Annotated in this window: 15 protein-coding genes and 4 pseudogenes; 5 read left to right on the plus strand and 14 right to left on the minus strand. The window is 62.2% G+C overall.

The genetic code is table 11. From position 1 onward, the window contains the following. The 3 genes and pseudogenes from NCT32_RS27480 to NCT32_RS27490 all read right to left on the minus strand — a co-directional run. A pseudogene (locus tag NCT32_RS27480) lies at positions 1–200 on the minus strand (IS5/IS1182 family transposase); the annotation flags it as partial. 153 nt (positions 201–353) lie between these two features. After that, a complete protein-coding gene (locus NCT32_RS27485) occupies positions 354–1,304 on the minus strand; it encodes a LysR substrate-binding domain-containing protein (RefSeq protein ID WP_250490654.1) in 951 nt (316 codons plus the stop codon). 25 nt (positions 1,305–1,329) lie between these two features. Continuing rightward, positions 1,330–2,658: an MFS transporter gene (locus NCT32_RS27490; protein ID WP_250490655.1), complete on the minus strand. Its 1,329-nt coding sequence runs from the start codon at positions 2,656–2,658 to the stop codon at positions 1,330–1,332. A gap of 260 nt (positions 2,659–2,918) precedes the next feature. Between NCT32_RS27490 and NCT32_RS27495 the strand changes: the two genes are divergently transcribed. Next, the gene (locus tag NCT32_RS27495; RefSeq protein WP_250490656.1) at positions 2,919–3,737 is read left to right on the plus strand and encodes a class II aldolase/adducin family protein; all 819 of its coding nucleotides are present in this window, start codon (positions 2,919–2,921) and stop codon (positions 3,735–3,737) included. A gap of 170 nt (positions 3,738–3,907) precedes the next feature. Here the strand turns inward: NCT32_RS27495 and NCT32_RS27500 are convergent. The 3 genes and pseudogenes from NCT32_RS27500 to NCT32_RS27510 all read right to left on the minus strand — a co-directional run. Further along, positions 3,908–4,138 (minus strand): annotated as a pseudogene (locus tag NCT32_RS27500) (D-amino-acid oxidase); the annotation flags it as partial. A 125-nt stretch (positions 4,139–4,263) separates the two neighbouring features. Further along, entirely contained in the window at positions 4,264–6,156 is a 1,893-nt protein-coding gene (locus NCT32_RS27505) for a S41 family peptidase (protein WP_250490657.1), read from the minus strand. A 15-nt stretch (positions 6,157–6,171) separates the two neighbouring features. Continuing rightward, positions 6,172–7,704 (minus strand): hypothetical protein, encoded by a 1,533-nt coding sequence (locus NCT32_RS27510; protein ID WP_250490658.1) that lies wholly within the window; start codon positions 7,702–7,704, stop codon positions 6,172–6,174. A 178-nt stretch (positions 7,705–7,882) separates the two neighbouring features. Here NCT32_RS27510 and NCT32_RS27515 point away from each other — a divergent pair, with 178 nt between their 5' ends. Next, positions 7,883–9,178: a chloride channel protein gene (locus NCT32_RS27515; RefSeq protein ID WP_250490659.1), complete on the plus strand. Its 1,296-nt coding sequence runs from the start codon at positions 7,883–7,885 to the stop codon at positions 9,176–9,178. Between the two features lie 134 nt (positions 9,179–9,312). Here NCT32_RS27515 and NCT32_RS27520 read toward each other — a convergent pair. Beyond that, positions 9,313–9,846 (minus strand): annotated as a pseudogene (locus NCT32_RS27520) (hypothetical protein); the annotation flags it as partial. A gap of 313 nt (positions 9,847–10,159) precedes the next feature. Continuing rightward, entirely contained in the window at positions 10,160–10,510 is a 351-nt protein-coding gene (locus NCT32_RS27525; protein WP_250490660.1) for a response regulator transcription factor, read from the minus strand. A 756-nt stretch (positions 10,511–11,266) separates the two neighbouring features. On the opposite strand from NCT32_RS27525, the gene NCT32_RS27530 reads away from it, so the two are divergent. The 3 genes from NCT32_RS27530 to NCT32_RS27540 are packed head-to-tail and all read left to right on the plus strand — an operon-like array spanning position 11,267 to position 17,096. Continuing rightward, on the plus strand, positions 11,267–14,461 hold the full coding sequence (locus NCT32_RS27530) for an efflux RND transporter permease subunit (protein WP_250490661.1): 3,195 nt from the start codon (positions 11,267–11,269) through the stop codon (positions 14,459–14,461). A 9-nt stretch (positions 14,462–14,470) separates the two neighbouring features. Then, entirely contained in the window at positions 14,471–15,622 is a 1,152-nt protein-coding gene (locus NCT32_RS27535; RefSeq protein ID WP_061121624.1) for an efflux RND transporter periplasmic adaptor subunit, read from the plus strand. 13 nt (positions 15,623–15,635) lie between these two features. Continuing rightward, complete coding sequence (locus NCT32_RS27540) at positions 15,636–17,096, plus strand: efflux transporter outer membrane subunit (protein ID WP_061121623.1); 1,461 nt, start codon at positions 15,636–15,638, stop codon at positions 17,094–17,096. Between the two features lie 317 nt (positions 17,097–17,413). Here the strand turns inward: NCT32_RS27540 and NCT32_RS27545 are convergent. The 6 genes and pseudogenes from NCT32_RS27545 to NCT32_RS27570 all read right to left on the minus strand — a co-directional run. Beyond that, positions 17,414–17,948: pseudogene (locus NCT32_RS27545) on the minus strand (transposase); the annotation flags it as partial. A 231-nt stretch (positions 17,949–18,179) separates the two neighbouring features. Continuing rightward, positions 18,180–19,751 (minus strand): UxaA family hydrolase, encoded by a 1,572-nt coding sequence (locus NCT32_RS27550; protein WP_061121637.1) that lies wholly within the window; start codon positions 19,749–19,751, stop codon positions 18,180–18,182. A 101-nt stretch (positions 19,752–19,852) separates the two neighbouring features. Further along, complete coding sequence (locus NCT32_RS27555; protein ID WP_061121620.1) at positions 19,853–20,548, minus strand: hypothetical protein; 696 nt, start codon at positions 20,546–20,548, stop codon at positions 19,853–19,855. A 30-nt stretch (positions 20,549–20,578) separates the two neighbouring features. After that, a complete protein-coding gene (locus NCT32_RS27560; protein ID WP_061121619.1) occupies positions 20,579–21,472 on the minus strand; it encodes a fumarylacetoacetate hydrolase family protein in 894 nt (297 codons plus the stop codon). A 12-nt stretch (positions 21,473–21,484) separates the two neighbouring features. Continuing rightward, the gene (locus NCT32_RS27565; RefSeq protein WP_250490727.1) at positions 21,485–22,288 is read right to left on the minus strand and encodes a 2-keto-4-pentenoate hydratase; all 804 of its coding nucleotides are present in this window, start codon (positions 22,286–22,288) and stop codon (positions 21,485–21,487) included. Positions 22,289–22,290: 2 nt separating this feature from the next. Next, positions 22,291–23,100, minus strand: a complete 810-nt coding sequence (locus tag NCT32_RS27570) for an IclR family transcriptional regulator (protein ID WP_250490662.1) — start codon at positions 23,098–23,100, stop codon at positions 22,291–22,293. Positions 23,101–23,160: the final 60 nt, after the last annotated feature.

A 23,160-nucleotide genomic window follows, 5' to 3' on the forward strand; every position in this document is an offset into this window, starting at 1 on the left:
TTGAGCAAGGTCGATGGGTGATATGCCGGCCTGCCCACCAAGGAGGGCGTGGCCCGCTCGAAGCCAAGACCTACTAGATCAAGCTCGTCAACAAAGACGTCCACCACTCGTACGGTGTTATCAGCATCGACGTAGTCGTCGAGACACTCAGGTAGCAGTGCGACTTGATCTCGTGCCGCGCTTTCAATAAATCGCTTCATGGGCCACCATCGAAAGACGTGTTGACTAACTATAGGCAATCAACACGTTTTTACACAGCCTCGACCCGTAAGCGACGTTCGCCTCGCAGCCCCTGAGCGTCCGCTTTCTGGTCGAGTACGGCCTATCGAACACCATCGCATGTAGCCCAAGCGTCAAGCGGGGGGAGTTCGCAAACGCCCGTTCTCTTCGCTACATGCAAGTATCACGCGGTATCGCAGCATCTCATCTTCCAGCCACGATGCGAAGGTAGCGAACGGTGCACAGTCGCGCCTCTGTTCTGGAAACATGAGATAGGTCTTCTGCGCATTAATCGCGGCATATCCGCCGATTCGGATCAGTTGGCCGGAAGCAAGTTCCTGTTCGATCAGAACGCGTGGCAGGAGTGCGACCCCAAGTCCCGCGACCGCCGCGCGGATAGCCATGATAAAGAAGTCGAAGAAATGATCGCTACCATCGCGCGCATGTTCAGCCCTTTCCGGTGCGACCGTTTCACTCCACGTCATCCATGCAGCAGGCAAATCGCGCGTGTGGATCCACGGCATGGAAGCGATATCGCAATCGGCATAGTGCTCCGTAAGGGGAGGCGACGCTACCATCCACACTCTATCGTCGGCTAGCAGCACCTTGCTCGCGAGTCCAGGCAACGGCGATTGCTCGAAGTGAATCGCCGCGTCAAAGTTCAGATCCTGAAAGTAGGTCGGTTGATCACGGCCCGTCAGCCGCACCTGAATGTTCGGATGTGCGCAATGAAATCCCGGCAGCCGCGGCACGAGCCATTGAGCGCCGAAGGTCACGCCGACCGCGACGCGCAGCGTCGAACGCTCCCGGTTCGCGACCAGATGCCGGGTGTCTCGGCGAATCTGTTCAAGATTCACCCGTATGCGATGGGCATAGTCGGCGCCGGCATCGGTGAGCACCAGCCTTTGGCTTACGCGCCGGAACAACTCTACGCCGAGACTCGCTTCAAGTTCGTTGACTTTTTTGCAGATGGCGCCGTGCGTCTGTTGCAACTCGGCGGCGGCTTTCGAAAAGCTCTGATGACGCGCCGACGCCTCGAACGCCTGCAATGCCGTCAGGCTGGGAATTCCTCGACGCAATGACACGGGCGGATCTCCATGGAAATTCCGCTCATTTTAGCGCCATGCCTGCGGACGGCACGCGGCGTCGTTCGGGGTCGAGTGCGATCGCTAGCGCGGAGCCGACCGTCATCGCCACGGCGATTGCTATGAATGCGAGCTGGAATGTGCCGGTCGTATCGCGCACCCAGCCGATGAAGTACGGCATCATAAAACCGGACGACACGCCGATGCTCGTGATGAGTGCGATGCCGGCCGCCGCCGCTCGGTCGGTAAGGATACGACTTGGCAATTGCCAGAAAGTGCTGATGCTGCAGAAGCACGCAGAGGTGCCAATCGCGAGCACCGCGACCGTTGCCAGCGGTGACGACAGATATAGTGCGCTCGCGAGCGTCATGGCCGAAAGCATCATCGGCCCTGCGACGTACAGCGCGTGAATACGCTTGTGACTTACGATGCGCCCCCAAACGATCACGCTCACCACTGCTACCGCAAACGGCGCAGACGTGATGAGGCCAATCTGCGTTAGTGAGAGTTGCGAGCCTCCCTTGAAGGTCTTGACTACTTGCGGCAAGAAATAGAGCAGCCCAATGATGCCCGAGTTTATACCGAAGTAAACAATTCCTAGTCCCCACACCTTGAAGTTCGTTAGCGCGCTCCGCGCGTTCCCCGGCTGAATGGCGACCGCCGCGGCTTGTTCTTCGTGTGCGAGCGTCGTGCGGATAGTGTGGCGATCTTCGTCAGACAGACCACGCCAGTCGTGCGGGCCATCGGGCAGGTAGAACCATGCGATCACACCGAGGATGATGGCCGGCAAGCCTTCGAGAAGGATCATCGCGCGCCAGCCGGTTACGCCAAAGACGTTTGCGTGATCCATGATCCAGGTGGAGACCGGCGCGCCGACCATCCCGGTAAGCGGAATCGACATCGTGAAGAGCGACATCATCCAGACACGGTTGCGCGAGGGCATCCACAGTGTGAGGTAGTAGACCATGCCGGGATACAGTCCCGCTTCGAACGCGCCGAGCATAAAGCGCGCAACATAGAGCCATTGAGCGTTCGGCACGAAGCTCGTGAGCGAGGAGAGCAGCCCCCAACTCACGAGTATGCGCGTCATCCAGCGACGCGCCCCGTAACGATGCATGCACAGGTTGCTCGGCACCTCGCACAGGATATAGCCGAGAAAGAAAAGGCTCGCAGAAAGCCCGTATTGCGCGACCGTCAACCCGAGTTCGGCGTTCATCGTCAACGCCGCATAGCCGACGTTGGCTCGGTCGAGTTGATTGGCGACGTACATTAGCACCATCAGCGGCGCGAGGCGCCACACAATGCGCTTCATCAATTGTGGCGGCAAGGTGCTCTTGAAGTCGGGGGTCTGCATATCAGGTGTCCAGTGCTAGCGTCACGTGCATTTAGCACCGGCCGAATTTCCGTGACAATTCACGAAAAGTATCTCTCCTGTGACGCTTTGGCATGACCTCCTGCCGAGCCTTGTGTCGCGGGCCGTCCGGCACCACGCTTGACGAAAGCTCACACGACAGTGAGCAAATCGCCATGGACGGCCAGAGTACTGGCGCGACACAATGAGAATCCTGAGGGCTATAGATTCTTTCCCATTACTTTCATTTCCGAAGGTGCCGTATGTGCCTGGCTGACTCGAACGACCACCAAATCCCTACTCCGATCGGTGGCCCGCTTCCAGTGCCCCGTGAGTTTGCCGACCTGGAGGACGAACGCAGCCATCGCAAGCTTAAGCTCGCGGCGGCCTTCCGTTTGCTCTCGCGCTTTGGACTGACGGAGGGGATCGCTGGGCATGTGACGGTGCGCGATCCCGAGCATTACGACCGGTACTGGGTCAACCAGTACGCGCAGCACTTTTCCACGATTCATCCGGACGACCTCATATGCATCGACGACGCGGGTGTTGTGCATCATGGTACTGGCCCCGTCAATGCGGCGGCGGTCGCGATCCACTGCGGCCTACATCGTGTGAATCATTCGGCAATGGCGGCCGTGCACACCCACACAACTTACGGACGCGCATTTGCGGCACGTGAACGGTTGCTCGCGCCGATCAATCAGGAAGCTTGTTTGTTCTTTGAGAACCACGTTGTCTTCCGCGGAGATATTGTCGTCCTCGCCGCTGACGAGGGTGCGCGCATTGCGCGGACGATGGGCACTTGCAAGGCCGCGATTTTGCTGAACCACGGCTTTCTTACGGTGGGGACCAGTGTGGATTCCGCAGTGTACCGCTTTATTTCGATGGAGCGATGCGCACAAGTTCAGTTGCTCGCCGAGGCAGCCGGCGCGCTCGCTCCCCTCAGCGCCGAGGAAGCACGCGCGACACGCCGACATCTGGCGTCGGACTATGTTGCCTGGTTAGCGTTTCAGGGCTTGTACCGGCAGATACTGCGCGACCACAAAGACTTGCGAGATTATGCGAAGACTTTGCCGCAGTAACCAACTGAGCAAAAGTGTCGTCACCGTCGAACGTGAGACAGTCAACAGGCCACGTAGCTAGCGCTGACACATCAGATAAGAGACTTGGCCAGCGTGCCCTAATCCTGCCCGGGATGCCTCACAGTAATCGGCGTGTCATCGAACACGCTGCTGTCCAGAACGGCATCAGGCTTCGGATAGAGTTCCACGCGCCCATAGCCGGGGACCGCGATCGTATAGCCGCCGTCCAACCTTCGCCTCAGTGCGAAGTTAGGCCCAGAGAAACAGCCTTCGATGACGCCGGGCGCCTCAGCGGTCCGCAGCGCCGTTCCGATCACGTTGATGGCGGGCAGGTCGATGTCATGATGCTGGCAGAACAACGCACTCCAGGCGCCTGCCGCGAGGACAACAGTGTCCGCTGCTTTCGACTGGACTCCCGCTATCTGCGCCCACTGGACGGTGCGCAATGGATCACTGTCAGTAAGTGAAATCTGGGCGCAAGCGTGATTGCGTCAAATTGCAACCCGCGCTGCGACACATCCACCCCTCACGCCAGCGCAACCCGCCGACGCTGAACCACCGCTCCCCCCTTGCGGCACACCACTTCGAGCCGCTCCCCGGCCGCGGGACGCGGCAGCTTTAAAACCCCATCCCCGATCGCTCGCGCCGCATCGAGCGGCCTGCCGTCCACATAAAGTTCAAACTCGTCGAGCCCGGCCGTCGTCACCGTGAGTTCCGACTTGCCGAGCGTCACGCGAAGGCTCGAATACGGTGCGCCCGCCAGAAACCGCGCGCACCAGTCGATGAGATCGGCGTTGCCGTCGAGCACGTCGCGCCGGGTCATCGCATACGGAATGCCGGCGATGCCGAGGTCTTCGATCGGCACGCCGGCCGCATCGCCGGCACGCACCGCGCGGCGAAATGCCATCGTGAAGCTCACGCCGTCGGGCAGTCGCGGCAGTGCGAAGTCCGTTCCGTCCAGTGCATCGGTCAGGTCATGGCTGGTCCACACGTTCGCGCCGCCCGCGCCGGTCGCCTGGCCCACGCACACGAGCGGCCCGATTTCGTTGTCCACGAAGCCCGCGCAGAAGAGGTCGCCGGACGAGTACGTGTTGGCATCGGCGACGCACACGACCGGCCCGCCATAACGCTGACCGACGTCATCGCACCAGGACGGATCGGTGATCGGCAGCGCCTGCGAGTATCCCTCGCCGGTCGAGATCGCCGATTCGAGCGACGCGATCCACGGTTCGAGCTCCATGCGGTTGAACGCGCTCTTCGCCATCGCGCGCGTCAAGGGCGTGGCAACGAGGCTGAAGCGCGTCGGCTGCACCTTGTTCGGCGTGAAGAGTTGCAAAAGGCGCTCCGCCGCCCAGATCAGGCCGCCAGGATTGCCGCGCACATCGACGATGAGGCCCGTGTCGGGCAACTGTCCGACGAGGCGCGCGACCTCATCAACGAAGGCTTCGTGATCTTCGACATCGAAGCTCCAGATGCGTAGATAGGCGACATCGCCGAGCACTTTGCTCGGGAACGTGCGCGCGGAAAGCGCGTCGGGAAAGCGGGTCTTGATCCAGCCGGCGTCGCGCGCCATCACCGCGCGCAGATGCTCGGCGTTCCATTCCTTGCCCGAGAACATCAGCTTTTTCGCGCGCCGGACCTGTTCCGCCGCCGGACTCACCGCGACGCGCCGCGCGGTATGCGCGCCGGGCCGCACGCCGGTCGCGGGGCGGCCCGGCCAGACGATGCGCCACGGTATGCGCACTTCGCGCCGCGCCCTCGCCGGACCATCGCGAAAACCGATGTCGACCCACATCTCTTCGGGCGGCGGACCGTATTGCAGCGAGCGGAACGTCAGCGATTCGAGCGCGCGCGCGAGCCGCGCATCGGGGCGTCCGCCCGTTTCGCGATCGGCATGGATCGCGACGGCGCGCTCGAACGGTATGCCGTTCCAGGTATCGAGCAGCACGCCCGGCTTGAACGAGGGGTCCTTGATGAGCTTGCTGTGCCCGACTTTCGTGACGAGAAACGAAGGCTCGTCCGTCGAGCCGAACTGTTCGACCAGAAAGGGCAGTTGCGCGACCGCGCCGGCGAGCGACGCCGGGCCGGCATAGAGCGTGTGCGCATCGCGCAGATCGACGACGATTCCCGTCACGATCATATGGAACTCGGCTTCGCTCATGTCGGCGGCGTGCGTGCGCAGCAGTTCTAGCGCCTGCACGGGATCGTTGGCGTAACCCGCGCGCTTCTGATGCAGATGACAGTACGCCCCGGCGATGACCGTCAGAAGCGCATCGACGATGACTTCGCGATCGGCGGCATCGAGTTGATCGCCGGATCCTGCCGGACGCCGCGCGTGAGTCGTCTTCACGAGACCCGCGCGCTCGGCGAGCAGCACGCCCATCTGCGCCTTCAATAACGATGATGTTCTCGTGGCCATGATTCGCTCGCGATGTCACGCATAGAACTTTTTGAGGCCGTCGAGCAGGCCGCCGTGGAAGCCGCGTCCGACGAGCGAGGCGAAGAAGGCCGCGTCGTGTGCGAGCGGCTGGATCGGCGGCACGACGATCTCGCCGAGATTCTTCGGCAGCCCGCCGATAGGCAGCTTGCCGAGCGGCATGTCGAGCGCGAGCCGCAGACGAGGCGCTTCGCCCGCCATGCGCGCTGCCGCCGCCGCATTACCGGCGGCATCGATTTCCTTTTTCGGATCGGCGCGGACCTGTTCCAGGCGCGTCAGCACTTGCGCGAAACTCCACGGCTCGGAAGCATTGTCGAGTTTCGTCATCGACAGGACGCGCTTCGTTCCGGCGATTTTCAGTTCGGACGGAAACGTGGCCTTCGCGGCCTTCATGAGCTTCGCATTCCCGTAGCGCGCGCGTGCGCCGATGACCACCAGTTGCACGTCATTCTCGGTGGCGGCGAGCACGGTCGCGAACGGATCGGCGGAAGCCTTGGCCGCGATGACGACCACATCGCCGAGCGCATTCAGCTCAAGGCGTCCGGCCTGCACGTTCCAGGGACCGGCGATCGCGTCGCCGGGTTCGCAGGTGATCATGCGCACGAGATCGAAGGGCGTGAGGTTCCATCGCTCGCGTTTGCTCACCAGCGCGGCGACCTTGATTTCACCGAGCACATTGCGCGTGCCCGATGGCCCCCAGTCGGACCCGACGCACACGCGGATCTTTCTCGCCAGCGCGGACGGCACGCTGGTCGTGCTGCCATAGAGCCAGAGGTTCGAGAACGGCGACCAGACGACCGTGCCGGGATCGGTCCATGCATCGTAATCGCCGGGATTGAGCGCATTCGTGTGAATGGCGACGAAATCCTTCTGCAGGCAGCCGCACTTGCGCGCGCTCTGATACTCGTTGGCGGCGATGGAGCTCACCTGCCCTTCGGCGCAGTGATAGATGAAGCCCGCGCCCGCTTTCATCTGCGCGGATCGTTTCGCGAGGACTTCGGGCTTGACCGTCAATGTGGAGGCTAGCACGCGGTTCGACGAGATGGTTCCGCCGAAGGTCTCATCCTCGACGTTGCGCACCATCCAGCCGTCGAGCGGCCGGTTCTTCGGCGGCGAGCCCTGAATGCTCGTCGTGCCGCCGATGAGCGCGCGCACTTCGGCGTAGGCGAGCGACGCTTCGGGAGCGGCGGTGAGAAGCGCGTAGGCGGGCCAGGTGATGTCGCTTGCATAGGTGCTGGCGGACGGCCACGAGTCGTGATGCAGGAACGGTGTCGTGCGGCCGGGCTGGGTCCAGAGCGGCAGCGTCGCGTAGGCGAGATGGCTGTGAAGATCGACGAAACCGGGCAGCACGAGATCATCTCCGACATCGACGACGACCGCTTTGTCGAAGCCGCTGCGCGGACCGGCTGCGTTGCCGCGCGTGACGCGCTCGATGCGCCCGTCGTCGCCGATCCACACCTTGCCGGCGAACGTGCTCTTCTCGGACGTTCGCGCAAGCGGAACGATGCGGCCGGAAATCACCAGACTCACGCTGCCTCCCGGATATTTTTCGATACCTTATTGTCCCGAGGATAGTGGGCGTTTGCGCATTTCCCAAGAAGATTTCGGGCATCGAAATAAAGCCGTGCATATCTATAATCGATGCATCCGGCGAGGCGCGCGAAATTCAGCCGCGCTACCCTACGCCTTTTTCTGCGAGGTCAGCGCGATGCCGTCATCGACACCGACCGTGAAGCTCATCGTCGTCACCACGCTCGTCGGGCTGGGTGCGGGGCTCGGCGGCATGCTGCTCGCGTTGCTGCTGCACGAAATCCAGCACGTCGCGTTCGGCTACAGCCTCGATGCGCTCACTGGCGGCGAAAGCTTTCTCGTCGGCATCTCGGCCGCGTCGCCGCTGCGCCGTTTCATCGTGCTGACGCTGTGCGGCGTGATCGCGGGCGTCGGCTGGTGGTGTGTGCATCGCTTCGGCAAACCGCTCGTCAGCATCCGCCAGGCCGTCGATTCCGACAATCCGCGCATGCCGCCCGGTAGCACGATCGCGCATGCGCTCCTGCAGATCGTCACCGTGGCGATGGGCTCGCCGCTCGGCCGGGAAGTCGCGCCGCGCGAAATCGGCTCGCTGTGGGCAGGCTGGCTCGCGCACTACGCGAGGCTCACGCCCGCGCAGTCGCGCATCATGGTTGCGTGCGGCGCGGGCGCAGGACTCGCCGCCGTCTATAACGTGCCGCTCGGCGGCGCGGTCTTCGTGCTCGAAGTGCTGCTCTGCACGTTCGATGGCGTCATCGTCGCGGCGGCCTTCACCACCTCCGCAATCGGCGCGATCGTCGCGTGGATCGGGCTCGGCGACGGACATCAGTACCATCTGCCCGCCTTTGCGCTCGATGCACAGATGATCGTCTGGGCGATCGTCATGGGACCGGTGTTCGGCGTGGCCGCGTGGTGCTTCATGACGCTCGCGGGCGCCGCGCGCAAGCACGCGCCGCGCGGCAATGCGCTGCCTGCGCTGGCGGTCCTGAACTTCGCGCTGATCGGCGTGCTCGTCATCTATTTCCCGCAACTCGCGGGCAATGGCCGAGGCCCCGCCGGTCTTTCGTTCGACGATTCGCTCGGCTTCGCGCTCGCCGGCGTGCTGCTGATCCTGAAGGTGACAATCGAAGTCAGTTCGCTGCGCGCGGGCGCGCAAGGCGGCCTGCTCACGCCGAGCCTGACCAACGGCGCGTTGCTCGGCGTGGTCCTTGGCAGCGTGTGGAACGGCATCTGGCCCGGCACGCCGCTCGGCGCGTTCGCGGTGATCGGCGCGGCGGCGTTCCTCGGCCCGGCCATGCAGATGCCGCTGACGGCGCTCGTGCTGATGATCGAGTTCACGCGCTTCAATCACGACTTCCTGATCCCGACGGCGCTGGCCATGGCGGGCGCGTCGCTCGCGTATCGCGCGCTCGCGCGCTCGCGCATCGAACGTCCGTCGACCGCACCTGAACAGACGCTGCGGCGTCTCACCGATTGAGCGCCCGAACATCGCGACGAAGCTGCTGCTCTCACAGTCAAGCTGGTCCGCGACGTATCAGCGGTGATGGCGCCGGCCTCGACGGCCGCATTGAGCGCGAGGATATTGGTCTGAAACGCGATGCCTTCGATCACGCCGATGATGTCGGCCATGTGCGACAAAGCCTGCGCGATGCTCCGCATGGTCGCCACCACATTATTGACCGTGTCGCCGCCCTGAGTCGCGTCGCCGAATGCTTTCGTCGCCGCGTGCGTGCCCTCGGCGGCGTTGTCGGCATTCTTCGCGACGGTGCTCGCGAGTTCTTCCATGCTCGCCGCCGTCTCTTCGTTTCTTCGAGCGATGCGGCCTGCGACTCCGTGCGCTTCGACAGATCGACGGTGCCTTGCGCGATCTCGCTGGCCGCTTCGGCGATCGCCACGCTCGATGACTGAATGCCGAGAACGATCGTGTTCAGACGCGCGCGCGATCGTTTTGAGCGAGACCATCAGGCTGTCGGGGGGTGGCACGCCGATCTTTCGTTTCTTGCTCGCTCGGCACGCATAAACACAGCTGTCCGCGTGCCGTGCCGCCCGGCCCCCGACCGGATTCGCCGACATGCGCGCTGCGTGTGACGAGTTGCTGATCGCGCGGCAGCCGCCAAAGGCTGAGAGCGAGGCGACGGAGAACATAACGCGAGCGCCTGTGATTCCGTTTAAGAATTCTCCGGTAGCGGGCCTGTCGTTGGCTTAAATCGCTAAGCCTCCGGAACGGCTCGCTGCGGCGTACATAGGCACGATGTTCGTGTCACGACTGATCGCACCTGAGCGCGTTGGTATGCTCCAATCATTCCCACTCTGATGCCGACCAACTGAAACCAAAAGCGACCAGACAAGCCCTATATTCATTGGGAGTTCGTGAAAGATGTACGTGGTGGAGAGCTTACATCGAGCATTTCGGACTGCGAAGATGCGAATCCGCAGGATCGCGTCGCGCATACCAATCTTACAGAAGGTTTCGTCCAATGCGTTGTAGGCAATCGGCGACCGCGTATCCATCGACAGGCTTACTGAGAAAACACACGGCGCCTGCGTCGAGCGCCTGACGCCGGGCGTCGTCCGAAGCGAATGCTGTAATAAAAATCAGTGGCAAGCCCGGCTTTAACTCGCGCACCCGTCGTTGAAGTTGCAGGCCGGACATGCCGGGCATGTGAAGATCGGTGACGATGCACGCAAGGCCTTCGAGCGAGTCACCGCTGAGAAACGATTGCGCCGACGGATAGAGGCTGACCTCCCAGCCCAGCGAGCGCAAGAGGCTTGAGGAGGCGACGCGGACAGACTCGTCGTCATCGATCACTGAAACTCTGGATGGCGATAACAAGGACGTTTTCCTCGACGGTGTGTGTGATTGGCGGCACTCGTAGTGGTCCCGCTCCGATGAGGACGAGCTTACGCGGGCGAAGCCGTCCGCGAAAGCATATTAAGGTATAGCGCTGAAGCGACCCAGCTCGTGACCAACTACGCGCGCAGCGCTTCCCTGTCTCGTCGGGCGCTCTCACTTTCAGTCACGAACGTCGCGAACAGTCGAGACGAACCTCAACTCGCGCGTCGGACCTTGATTGTCGACGCATTTACGCAGAGGTGAGCATTCACTCTACCCTTTCCCAGTCAGGGAGAAGTCGGTCAATACAGACCCTGGTCGCGGCGAAACTACGTGCAATGGGCTGACGGAATTCATTTCTGGCTAACGTCTGCGTGGGATCCCCCAGATTGGCTCAGCACTCAAATCAGTGCAGCGGGACGTGGCATAGGTGGAGGTTCAAACGCTCCAGATCTGCGCCTGTACTGCCTTTCCGACCCTATACGGAGAGATGAGAACGCCGAATGCAAGTCTGATGGCGCAGAGCGTTCCAAGATCGTATCGTGAGTCCATTCGGAGGAGGTGCGCCGAAAGGGCCGCCTCTCGCCATGCGAGCTAAGTTCGCGCGTCGCCCAATGCGCTCCCCGGGCGCCTTCATTCGGAAAGGATGCATCGGACCAACGGCAAAACTGCGCTGGACTTTGCTGCAATCGCGCGTCTACCGCTCGCCCACCTTTCAAACGGACCAGCACCATGTGGATTGTCAAACTGGCCCTGCGACGGCCCTATACGTTCATCGTTCTCGCGGTGCTCCTCTTCATTTTGGGGCCGCTCGCGATCCTGCGCACGCCCACCGACATCTTTCCGAACATCGACATTCCGGTCGTCAGCATCGTCTGGTCGTACAACGGCTTCTCGGCGGAAGACATGGCCAAGCGCATCACATCGAACTACGAGCGCGCGCTGACCACCGATGTGGACGATATCGAGCACATCGAATCGCAATCGCTCAACGGCGTTTCTGTCGTGAAGATCTTTTTTCATCCGGGCGCGGATATCAATCGCGCCATTGCGCAGGCGGCGTCCAATTCGGCATCGATTCTTCGCGTGCTGCCGCCGGGCACGCTACCGCCGAACATCATCACGTACAACGCTTCGACCGTTCCGGTGCTGCAGCTCGGTCTTTCCAGCAAGACGCTGCCCGAACAGACGCTTTACGATCTCGGCAACAGCTTCATCCGCACTCAACTCGCAACGGTTCAGGGCGCCGCCGTGCCCTTGCCTTACGGCGGCAAGATCCGTCAGATCATGGTCGAGCTGGATCCGGCAAAGCTGCAGGCGAAAGGCCTTGCGCCCGTCGACGTGGTCAATGCGGTCAACGCGCAGAATCTGATACTGCCGGGCGGGACCGCGAAGATCGGCACGCGCGAATACAACGTCGAGATGAACGGCAGCACGCAGACCGTCGCGGCATTGAACGACCTGCCGATCAAGACCGCGAAGGGCGACGTCATCTATGTGCGCGACGTCGCGCATGTGATAGACGGCTTCGCACCTCAGACCAACATCGTGCGGTCCGACGGCAAGCGCGCGGCGCTGCTTCAGGTCGAGAAGACCGGCAGCGCATCGACGCTGACGATCATCGGTCAGGTCAAGGCCATGCTTCCCAAAATCGCAGCCGGCCTCCCCAAGGCGCTCAAGATCACGCCGCTCTCCGATCAGTCCGTATTCGTGAAGTCCGCGATCTCGGGAGTCGTGCGGGAGGCACTGATCGCGGCCTGCCTCACCGCCGTGATGATCCTGCTGTTCCTCGGGAGCTGGCGCGCGACGCTCATCATCGCGGTGTCGATTCCGCTCGCGGTGCTTACATCGCTGATCGCGCTAAGTGCGCTCGGTCAGACGCTCAACATCATGACGCTCGGCGGGCTTGCGCTCGCGGTCGGCATTCTCGTCGACGATGCGACCGTGGCAATCGAGAACATCACGCATCATCTTGAGAACGGTGAGCCGCTGCACGGCGCGATCCTTAATGGGTCCGGCGAGATCGCAGTGCCGACCTTCGTCTCGACGCTTTCAATCTGCATCGTCTTCGTGCCGATGTTCCTGCTTTCGGGCGTCGCGCGCTATCTCTTCGTGCCGCTCGCCGAAGCCGTGATCTTCGCGATGTGCGCGTCGTACTTCTTTTCGCGCACGCTCATTCCGACGCTGGCGATGTATCTGATGCGCGCGCCATCGAAAACGAGCAAGGCGGTGCGTGGCATCGGCGGTGCACTGACGCGCTTCCAGTCGGCGTTCGAAAATCGCTTTGAAGCTTTACGCGCACGCTATCGAGACGTGCTGCAACGGGCCATCGACAACCGACGCCGCTTCGTGCCGCTCTGGATCGCGCTGTGCCTCGCATCTCTCGTGCTGGTGCCATTCGAAGGACGCGACTTCTTCCCGTCCGTCGATACCGGCGAGATTCGCCTGCATCTGCGCGCGCCAACCGGAACGCGCATCGAAGAGACAGCGCGCATCACCGATGAGGTAGAAGCGAAAATCCGCAGCTTAATTCCCGCGAACGAACAGGCCGCAGTGCTCGACAACATCGGCGTGCCGGTGAGCGGCATCAACCTGACATACGATTCGTCGGACCCGATCGGCCCCGAAGACGCTGACATCCTTATCACGCTCGCGCCGAAACACCAGCCGACCGAGCTGTACGTCTCGAAGCTGCGAAATGTGCTGAATGCTTCGTTTCCCGGTGTGAGCTTCGCTTTCCTGCCCGCGGATATCGTCAGCCAGATTCTCAATTTCGGCCTGCCCGCGCCGATCGACGTGCAGATCGTCGGCAACAGGCTCGATGAGAACCGCGCGGTCGCGAATCGTCTGCTCGATGAAATGCGCGGCGTGCGGGGTCTCGTCGATGCGCGCATTCAGCAACCTGGCGACGAACCGACCATCAACGTGAACGTCGATCGAACGAAGGCCATGCAGGCGGGGCTCACACAGCGCGACGTCGCACAGAACCTGCTGATCGCGTTAAGCGGCAGCTCGCAGACGACGCCAAACTTTTGGCTTGATCCGAAGAACGGCGTGAGTTATCCGCTGATGGCGGAAGTGCCGCAATGGGACATTCATTCCTTGCAATCGCTCGCGAACATCCCGGTTACGACCAAGAACGTGTCGCTCAATCCGCAGAATCAACTCGGCACGCTCGGCACCACCTCGCGCAGCGAGCAGGAGGCCGTAGTCTCACACTACAACGTGCAGCCCGTGCTGGATATCTTCGCGTCGACGCAGTATCGCGATCTCGGCGGCGTCGCCGCGGACGTGACCAAGCTCGTCGACGCCGAGCGCGCGCACCTGCCGCCCGGCTCGTCTATCGTGATTCGCGGTCAGGTGCAGTCGATGAGCGAATCGTTCAGTGGCCTGGGCCTCGGGCTCGTATTTGCCGTTGCCCTCGTCTATCTGCTGATGGTCGTGAATTTTCAGTCGTGGATCGATCCGCTCATTATCATCAGCGGCCTGCCGGGTTCGATGGCGGGCATCGCCTGGATGCTCTTCGTCACGCAGACGACGCTCTCCGTGCCCGCGCTTACCGGCGCAATCCTGTGCATCGGCATTGCGACGGCAAACAGCATTCTCGTCATCAATACCGCGCGCGACGCACTGCTCGGCGGCGCGCCACCGCTCGCCGCCGCGCTCGATGCCGGCTTCAACCGATTCCGCCCCGTGCTGATGACCGCGCTCGCCATGTTGATCGGCATGATGCCGATGGCACTCGGCCTCGGCGACGGCGGCGAACAGAACGCGCCGCTCGGCCGCGCAGTGATTGGCGGCCTCGCCATCGGCACCCTGTCCACGCTCATATTCGTGCCGGTGGTGTTCGGCATGGTGCACGGCTGGCTGGCGAAGCGTCGCACGAACCGGCCCGGATCTGCCGAACTCCCCCCAAGCATCGAATGAGGACCTCGAATGGAATCGCCCACTCCCACGCGGCTGCGCCCGATCCCTGCCGCGATCGCCGGACTCGTCGCGATCATGCTCGTCGCCGGCATCATGCCCCGACTGCATGCGCGCGCCGCGCAGACACATCAGATTGACGAGCAGCGCGAGCCGATCGTCTCGACGATCTCGCCGAAGCAGGCGCCCGCGACGCAGGAACTGCTTCTGCCCGCATCCGTGATGCCCTGGGCCGATGCTTCGATCTATGCACGCACAAGCGGCTATGTGCGGCAGTGGTACGCGGACATCGGCACGCACGTGAAGGCCGGACAGCTCCTTGCGAGCATTGAGACGCCCGAGCTCGACGCGCATCTTCAGCAAGCCCGCGCCGATGCTGCGATGGCAGAAGCCGACTATCGCTTCGCGAGCAGCACGGCCTCGCGCTGGCAGACGATGCTTCAGACGCAATCCGTCTCGCAGCAGGACGCCGATGCGAAGACCAGCGACAGCGACGCGAAGCGCGCCGCGTTGCAGTCGAAGCAGGCGGATGTCACGCAGCTTCAGGAGATGGTGTCGTACCAGAAAGTGACCGCGCCATTCGATGGCGTGATCACCGTGCGCAACATTGACATCGGCTCGCTCGTGACGGCGGGCGGCGCGCCGGGCCTGGCAGGCATGCGCGGAGAGTTGATGCATATCGAGCAGACGGACCGCCTGCGCGTCTTCGCCGATGTGCCTCAGGACGATGCGGCAAGCGTGCAGCCGGGCGCTGCGGTCTATCTCACGTCGCAGCAATATCCGGGGCGCCGTTTCACGGCTACCATCGCGCGCAGCGCAGGCGCGATCGATCCTGTGAGCCGCACGTTGCACGTCGAGGCCGATATCGACAACCGGGATGGTGCGCTGATGCCGGGCGCCTACGCGGAGCTTCATCTCTCGCTTCCGAACTCCTCGCCCGGACTCCAGCTTCCGGCGAGCGCGCTCCTGTTCCGGCCCGCTGGCGTGACCGTCGCGGTACTGGGCAGCGACGGCAAGGCAAAGCTGAAGCAGGTCACCATCGGACGTGACTTCGGAGTCTATGTCGAGATCGCGACGGGACTCCAGCCGGCCGATCGCGTGATAGACAACCCAGGCGATTCGATTCGCGACGGCGAAGCCCTTCGTACGAACAGCAAAACGTAAGTGGACACACATCATGCTCGATCTCTCTGCGGCGCCCTTCCGCGCGGTGCTTGCCGTGTGCCTCGCAGGCACCTTAGGCGCCTGCTCTACACTGCCACGCTACAGTGCGCCTGCTGTCGACGTTCCCGCGCACTATTCAGCCGCCCAGCCGTCGGCCGGGTGGACGGTCGCGTCACCCGGCGATAGTACGCCGCGCGGCCCCTGGTGGACCGTATTCGGTGACCGCGAGCTCGACCAGCTTGAAGAGCGGGTCGATGTTTCGAACGAAACCGTGAAGAAGGCAGTCGCGCAATTGGAGGCAGCACGCGCGATCGTAGCTTATCAGCGTGCGGGCTACGCACCGACGGTGAGCGCAGGCGTTTCACAGGAGCGCTTTCGCACGTCGCAGAATCTTCAGCATCGGGCTCTCGCGGGAAAGACCATTCCCGACTATTCGGCGGGGCTTGTCACCAGCTGGGAGCCCGATCTCTTCGGCCGGGTGAAGGACGCCACCGCGCAGGCCAGCGCCAGCTCGCAGGCAGGCCAGGCTGATCTCGAAGCCGTGCGGCTATCGGTCACGAGCGAACTCGCCGCCGATTACTTCGAGTTACGTTCGCTCGATCGTCAGAAGCAGTTGCTCAACGACACTGTGACCGCCTACGGGTCCTCGCTGGGCATCCTCCAGCAGCAGCTTGACGATGGCGCCGTCGATGCCTCCGCCGTCGCGCAGGCGCAAACTCAACTCGAAAGCGCCCGCACGCAGGACAGCGACATCGACGTGAGGCGCACGCACATGCAGGACGCCATCGCGACGCTGTGCGGCGTGCCGGCGTCTTCGTTCACTCTTCCGTCCAAGACGTGGTCGATCACACTCCCGGACATTCCGGCAGGAGTGCCATCCGAACTGCTTGAACGCCGCCCCGACATAGCCGCGGCAGAGCGCCGGGTCGCGGCCGCCAATGCGCAGATTGGTGTTGAACGTGCGGCCTTTTATCCCGATCTCACGCTTACGGCATCGGCGGGACTGGAGAGTACATTTTTCGCGCCGTGGCTCACAGCATCGAGTCTGTTCTGGTCGCTCGGGTCTCAACTGACGGGCACGCTATTCGACGGCGGCCGCCGCGAGGCCACGCTCGCCAAGGCGAACGCTCAATACGAAGGAGCCGTCGCCGATTACCGGCAGACGGTACTCACGGCCTTTCAGGAAGTCGAGGACAGCCTCAACACGCTGAACACACTGGCGCAGGAGGCGCAGAGCCAGCAGCGAGCGACGGCCGCCGCCGAGCTCTCACTGAGGCTCGCGACGAACCGCTATCACGCGGGGGCAGTTGACTATCTGGAGGTCGCCAGCGCGCAGACCATCGCGCTCGAAAACCAGCGCAACGGCGAGACGATCGACGCGCGCCGACTGAATGCTAGCGTTCAACTGCTCAAGGCGCTAGGAGGCGGCTGGGATCGCACGGCGCTGCGCGACCCGGAGACCGCAAAGCGATAACACCGTTGTAAATACAGCTTTGCGACGTGAGACCGACGAAGGCCGCGAACTGTCGTGACCTCGAGCGCGCACTCATTGGACTTCGCAGTCGTCTTAGGCTGTCCGGGAGGCGTATTGGCCACCTAGTATCAATAAGGCAGGGCGTTTGCCAAGCGTCTCCGACGGTCCAAACCCCCAATTAGTAAATTGGCGCGCCCTACGCCGAGTTGCCACTCATCGATCAGCGGGGGTCATATACCAAAGAATGACACGGCTGTATCGACGGCGGATGGCGCGAAGTTCCGGAGCTACGATTCGTTCACCGGCAGGCTCGCCGGCTCTCGATCGGCCCGGTCCAGCTCATCCTTATAGCGGGCAATGCTTTGTTCCAGTTGCTCCATGCGAGCCGGAAGCTTGCGGCCGGCAAAGTTCTTGTCACGGTTGTTGACCGCCCTAAATTTGCTGCCGTCGATAGCAACGGTCGCGTCTGCGAATAGCTTCAACCGGCGGCAAAGCAACACGACTCGCGACAGACTTTGCAGATCGCAACGCCGTTGTCCTTCCGAAAGTCCGCGATGGTCTTGAAGTCAGGCGCCAGCCGGCCTGTCAACCAGATCAGTTCGAGATTCCGTCGCGCTTCCCGCTCAAGGCGGCGACTCGATTGAATTCGATTCAAGTACCCGTAGATGTAAAGCTTGAGCAAGGTCGACGGATGATATGCCGGTCTGCCCACCAACGAGGGCGAGGCTCGCTCGAAGCCAAGACCTATCAGGTCAAGCTCCGTACGGCGTTATCGGCATCGACGTAATCGTCGGGACACTCAGGTAGCAGTGCAACTTGATCTCGCGCCGCGCCTTCAATAAATCGCTTCATGGGCCACCGTCGAAAGACCCGTTGACTAACTATAGGCAACCAACGCGTTTTTATACAGCCTCGACCCCAAGCAGACCTTCGATCCGGCGAGTGTCGAGCGGCGGATGTCCGATGCATAGCCGCCCTCCAACTGCGCTCCCTCGCATAGACGCGCCTGCCTAGGAAAGGCCTGCGGCGAAGACCGCTACCTGGTTAGCAGAATCAAGATTGTCAATTGATGTTGATGCGCGCTCACATGATTGCACTAATCTGCCAAGGTACGAATTCGTTCTGTCCATAGCCGTGCCGCTCACTGCGAGAACGGGTCCCCGAGGCGACATCTAGCAGCAATTCGAAAAGGACTCGACCCAGTTGCTCGATCGTCGCTCGTCCTTCCAACACTTCTCCGCAGTTCAGGTCTATATCATCGGACTGTCGTTGCCACAGAGCCGTGTTGGTCGCGAGCTTGACCGACGGCGTGGGCGCGCAGCCGTAAGCTGAACCACGCCCCGTGGTGAAGCAGATCAGGTTCGCACCGCCTGCTACCTGGCCCGTTGCCGACACTGGGTCGTAGCCCGGCGTGTCCATAAAAACAAGGCCACGCGCCGTGATCGGCTGGGCGTACTCGTACACTTCGGTCAAATTGGTGGAACCGGCTTTCGCGATGCCTCCCAGCGATTTTTCAAGAACGGTCGTCAAGCCACCTGCCTTGTTGCCCGCAGACGGATTGTTGTTGATCTGCGCCCCTTGCCGATGCGCATAGGCTTCCCACCACTTGATGCGATCAATCAGCTTCCGGCCCACCTCGGGCGTTTCGGCGCGGCGCGTCAGTAAGTGCTCCGCGCCATAGATTTCGGGCGTCTCCGAGAGAATCGCGGTGCCGCCGTGTTGCACCAGCAGATCGACGGCAGCGCCGAGCACCGGATTGGCGGTAATGCCCGAATACCCGTCGGACCCTCCGCATTGGAGACCGACTGTGAGATGACTTGCACTGACCGACTCTCGCCTTACGTTGTTTGCTTCTGGCAACATGCGCCGAACCAGTTCTATTCCCTTCGCGATCGTCAAGGTGGTCCCACCGCTGTCTTGAATCGTGAACGTTCGCAAGCGGTCGTGTTCTCGGAGTCCCTGCGTCTCCAGAAGTCGCGGGATTTGATTCGTTTCACAACCGAGACCCACGACCAGCACGCTTGCGAAGTTCGGATGGCATGCATAGCCGCCGAGCGTGCGCTGCAAAATCGCAAGACCGTCGCCCTCCGAATCGATTGCGCAACCGGAACCGTGTGTGAGCGCCACGACGCCATCAACATTCGGGAACGCGGCTAGTTCCTCTGGATGAATGTCGCGGCGAAAATGATCAGCAATGGCTCGCGCAACCGTGGCCGAGCAATTTACCGAGGTAAGGATCCCGATGTAGTTGCGTGTGGCAACTCGGCCGTCTGCGCGCACAATGCCTTGAAATGTTGCGGGCTCGTTCGAGCGTACAGTCTGACGCGCGGCCTGACCGAACGCGTAGTCCCGCGCAAAGTCGCCCATAGCGAGGTTGTGGGTGTGTACATGCTGCCCCGCGCGAATCGGCTGACTGGCAAAGCCGATTACCTGGCCATAGCGGTGCACCGCCTCACCCTGCCCGATGTCCCGTGTCGCCACTTTGTGCCCGGGCGGGATCAGTCCTGAGACTGTCACCGCTTCCTTGTCAATCACCGTACCGGACACAAGCTGTTCGAGTGCGATAACGACATCGTCGGCAGGATTGAGCCGTATGACACGAGCCGACATCGACGCGGCGGATCGGGCGGACGTGTCGGCAATATTCAACGACATGGCACTACTCCTACGTTTCTCACGGTAACAGCGGGTCGCGCCTAGCCACATGGGGCTCGCGAGACGCGCCGTGAAGCGGTTGACAGACGACGTTTAACCGCTTAGCCAGCGCTCCAGGGTGTTTTGCAGCGCGTGTACTCGAGTTGATAAAGCGTCGTGTCCGGCGTTGTTGCGCCGGGCCGGGGCAATGCCGCCAGTCCCGAAACGAAGCGGTCGACGGCTGAACGCGCATAGTCCGCCCGGCACCCTTCGACTAACACGATCCACGTGGGTACCTGCGTGCCTTCTGAGCGCGCCTTCTTCTCCGCCGTTTCCACCTTGCTGACCGCTTCGTCAGCAAGGCACAGGTGCACGCCCGTGATACCTGGCAGATCCACGAGCGGCGGCAGCACGCGCTGACGCAAACCCTTCACGACCTCTGCCCGGGCATCCGAAGGCACGTCGAAGCGCACCGTCATGAGATAGGCACCCTGCCCAACGCCGTCCGAATAGGCGACGTGACAGATCGAGCGTGCGACGCTCCGGAAAGAGGCGACGACCTGCTTGGTCCACGGCGTCGGCGTATTCAGCCGAGAAAGGTAGTCTTGCGCGCCGAGCACCTCGACGGTGTCGGCCTCGTACAGATTGAAGTACTCCGGACCTGCATCCATTGCTATGAAGCGCCGACCGCGCCTGAACCCAGGGATGCCCGCTCGTTCGGGCATGTGCTCGCGGTTGTGCCACTCGTAAAAATCATCTTTCGCTTCCGGCAGCAGGTCATGCCAGATTGCGACGACGCCCGTTCCAGCAAGGCTCATATCTCCTCCCTTTTTAAAAATAGAATCGTCTTACAGTGCCGATGGATATTCGCCGCGGCCCCAGGCCGCGCCAAGAGACTCTGCGTACTGCACGACCTTTTGGGTCTGCGCGCCGAGTCCGCTGCCGCCGAGCGTCATGGTGTCGCCGGGTTTGAGAAAGACTGGCGGCTTCTGACCGAGGCCTACGCCGGGAGGCGTGCCCGTAATGACCACGTCGCCAGCCATCAAAGGCATGAAGCGGCTGAGATACGCCACGATATGCGCGACGTTGAAAATCATCGTGCGCGTGTTGCCGGTCTGACGGCGCGTACCGTTCACGTCGAGCCACAGGTCGAGCGCCTGCGGATCGGGAACTTCGTCGCGCGTCACGAGCCACGGACCAAGCGGAGCGAAGGAAAATCCGCTCTTACCCTTGGTCCACTGGCCTTCGCGTTCGAGCTGATAGGCGCGTTCGGAAACATCATTCGCGAGGCAGTAGCCCGCCACGTGCTCCAGCGCGTCGGCTTCGTCGATTTGCCACGCGGGTTTGCCGATCACCACGCCGAGCTCCACCTCCCAATCCAGCTTTTGTGCGTCTGAGGGCAAGACGACCGGGTCGTTGGGGCCGCTGATGGAGCCCGTGTGCTTGTTGAACACCACAGGCTCGAGCGGTATCGGCGTGTCGGTTTCAGCAGCATGATCGGAGTAGTTCAGACCAATGCACACGAGATTACGGACATTGCCGACGCAAGCGCCGAGACGCGTCCCTGCCTTAACGACAGGTAAACGACTCAGATCCAGTTCGCTCAGCTTTGCAAGGCCGACTGGTGAGACGGTCGTTCCGTCAATGTCGTTCACGATGCCGGTAAGATCGCGGATCGCGCCGCTCGAATCGATGATACCGGGGTGCTCTTGACCAGGCGGGCCGAAACGGACGAGACGCATCTAGTACTCCTCTCAAAACAGTAAAGTAAGCGGTAATGTGCCGAGCTCGCCGAAGCCGATACGCAGCTCGCGACCGACTGGCAATTCCAGAACGCCCGCGTAAGACCCGGTGATTACGGCTTGGCCTGCGTACAGTCCGAGGCCGCGGACGCGAAGGAAATTGGCGAGCCATACGATCGGCGCGAGCACGCCCCGATCGGGGTGGCGTCCCGCCAAGGTGACCGCTTCTTCCCCGACTCCGCTCAGACTGACGTTGAATTCCGCGGGGAGATCAGCCGGCGTGGCGCCATCGAGGAGCCTAACGCGGGGTCCGAGAACCAGGCCCGCGTTAAACAGCCCGTCTGCCAGTAGTTCAGGGAACGTCAGCTCTTCGGGATGCGCATAGCGGCTGCCCAGCAGTTCGAGCGCGACGTGCGTGTCCCCAAGAGCGTCGAGCACTTCGGCTTCGCCATAGGCTTCACGCCGTGGCGGCAGATCGCGGTCCAGTAGGCAGGCCAGTTCTGGTTCTGCCCTTACAGAGCCACGCGGAGACCCGCGCATGCGACATGCAAGGCCTCGATGAATATCAGCGTCGTAGATCGGAGCGGCGATGACTTTGCCCGGCTGCGGAAGCGCGCATTTCCATGCGCCAGTCCGCCGCCCTAGTTGTCGGCTGACCTCTTGCTGGATCGCGAAACCGTCGTCCACATTCGCAGGCTGTAGCTCGACGGGCAGTCTCTCGACGAGCGCGCCTTTTTGGCGCGCTGTCACAAGAAGGCGTGCTGCCTGTTCGCGCGGACTGGCGATTGCCTCGGCGGCCTGTGCTGGGGCTGTCATCTTCAAGCCGCCTCACTTACGTTAGCCTCAACGCTCCGGCGCGGCCATACCGCACCTAGCTTCGAAGCCGCTTCTTTCAACAACGCGTAGAAGTCGTCATAACGCTCGGGCTGAACGCGCATTACGGGTCCAGCAATGCTCATCGTGCCGACCACCGTACCGTCGGTCAACGACTGCACGGGCACCGCCAACGCGGCAACGCCAGGCTCGGCTTCTTCTACAACAAGCCCATAGCCGCGCTGCCGAGTCAGTTCCAACTCCGGAATCAACTGCTCGACGCCGGTGATCGCCTTAGGGCCAGAGGCGCGGGTGGCTGCTTTTCCGAGTCCCCCGCGCAATGCATATTCGACCGCCCGGTCGTTTGGCATCGACGCCAGCCACACCTTGCCGTTCGCCGTTGTATGCAAGGTAATCGGGCTATCCATTGACGGCGAATACATGAGGCCCGGTGCCGCGCCTTGGGAGGACGCCAGCCACGCGAGCGTCCCTTCGCTGACTACGGTCAGGCGAACCAATTCTCGGCATTGCGCGGCCACCTCATCGAGGATCGGCTGCACCAGGCCCGGCAGGCCAAGCCCATGCAAATACCGCTGACCGAGCAGGGACAACTTCAGAGTCAGACGGTATTGGGATGTGTGTTCATCCTGTTCAGCCCAGCCCTGCTCGCACAACTGCGCAAGCACTCGATGGGCGGGGCCCTTCTCCAGCTCGAGCTCGGCGGCGATGTCGGACATTCGCATCCAGCGCGCCTCACGTGCGAGCAACTCGATCGCTTGCAGCGACCGGTCAACTGCTCCCTTGACAACTCTCATGATTTGCGTAACATCCTTCCTATTGGAACGGTGTTACAACAATAGACCAGCAACACCGGA

This window comes from Caballeronia sp. INML2, from assembly GCF_023631365.1.
GTDB lineage: Bacteria > Pseudomonadota > Gammaproteobacteria > Burkholderiales > Burkholderiaceae > Caballeronia > Caballeronia turbans.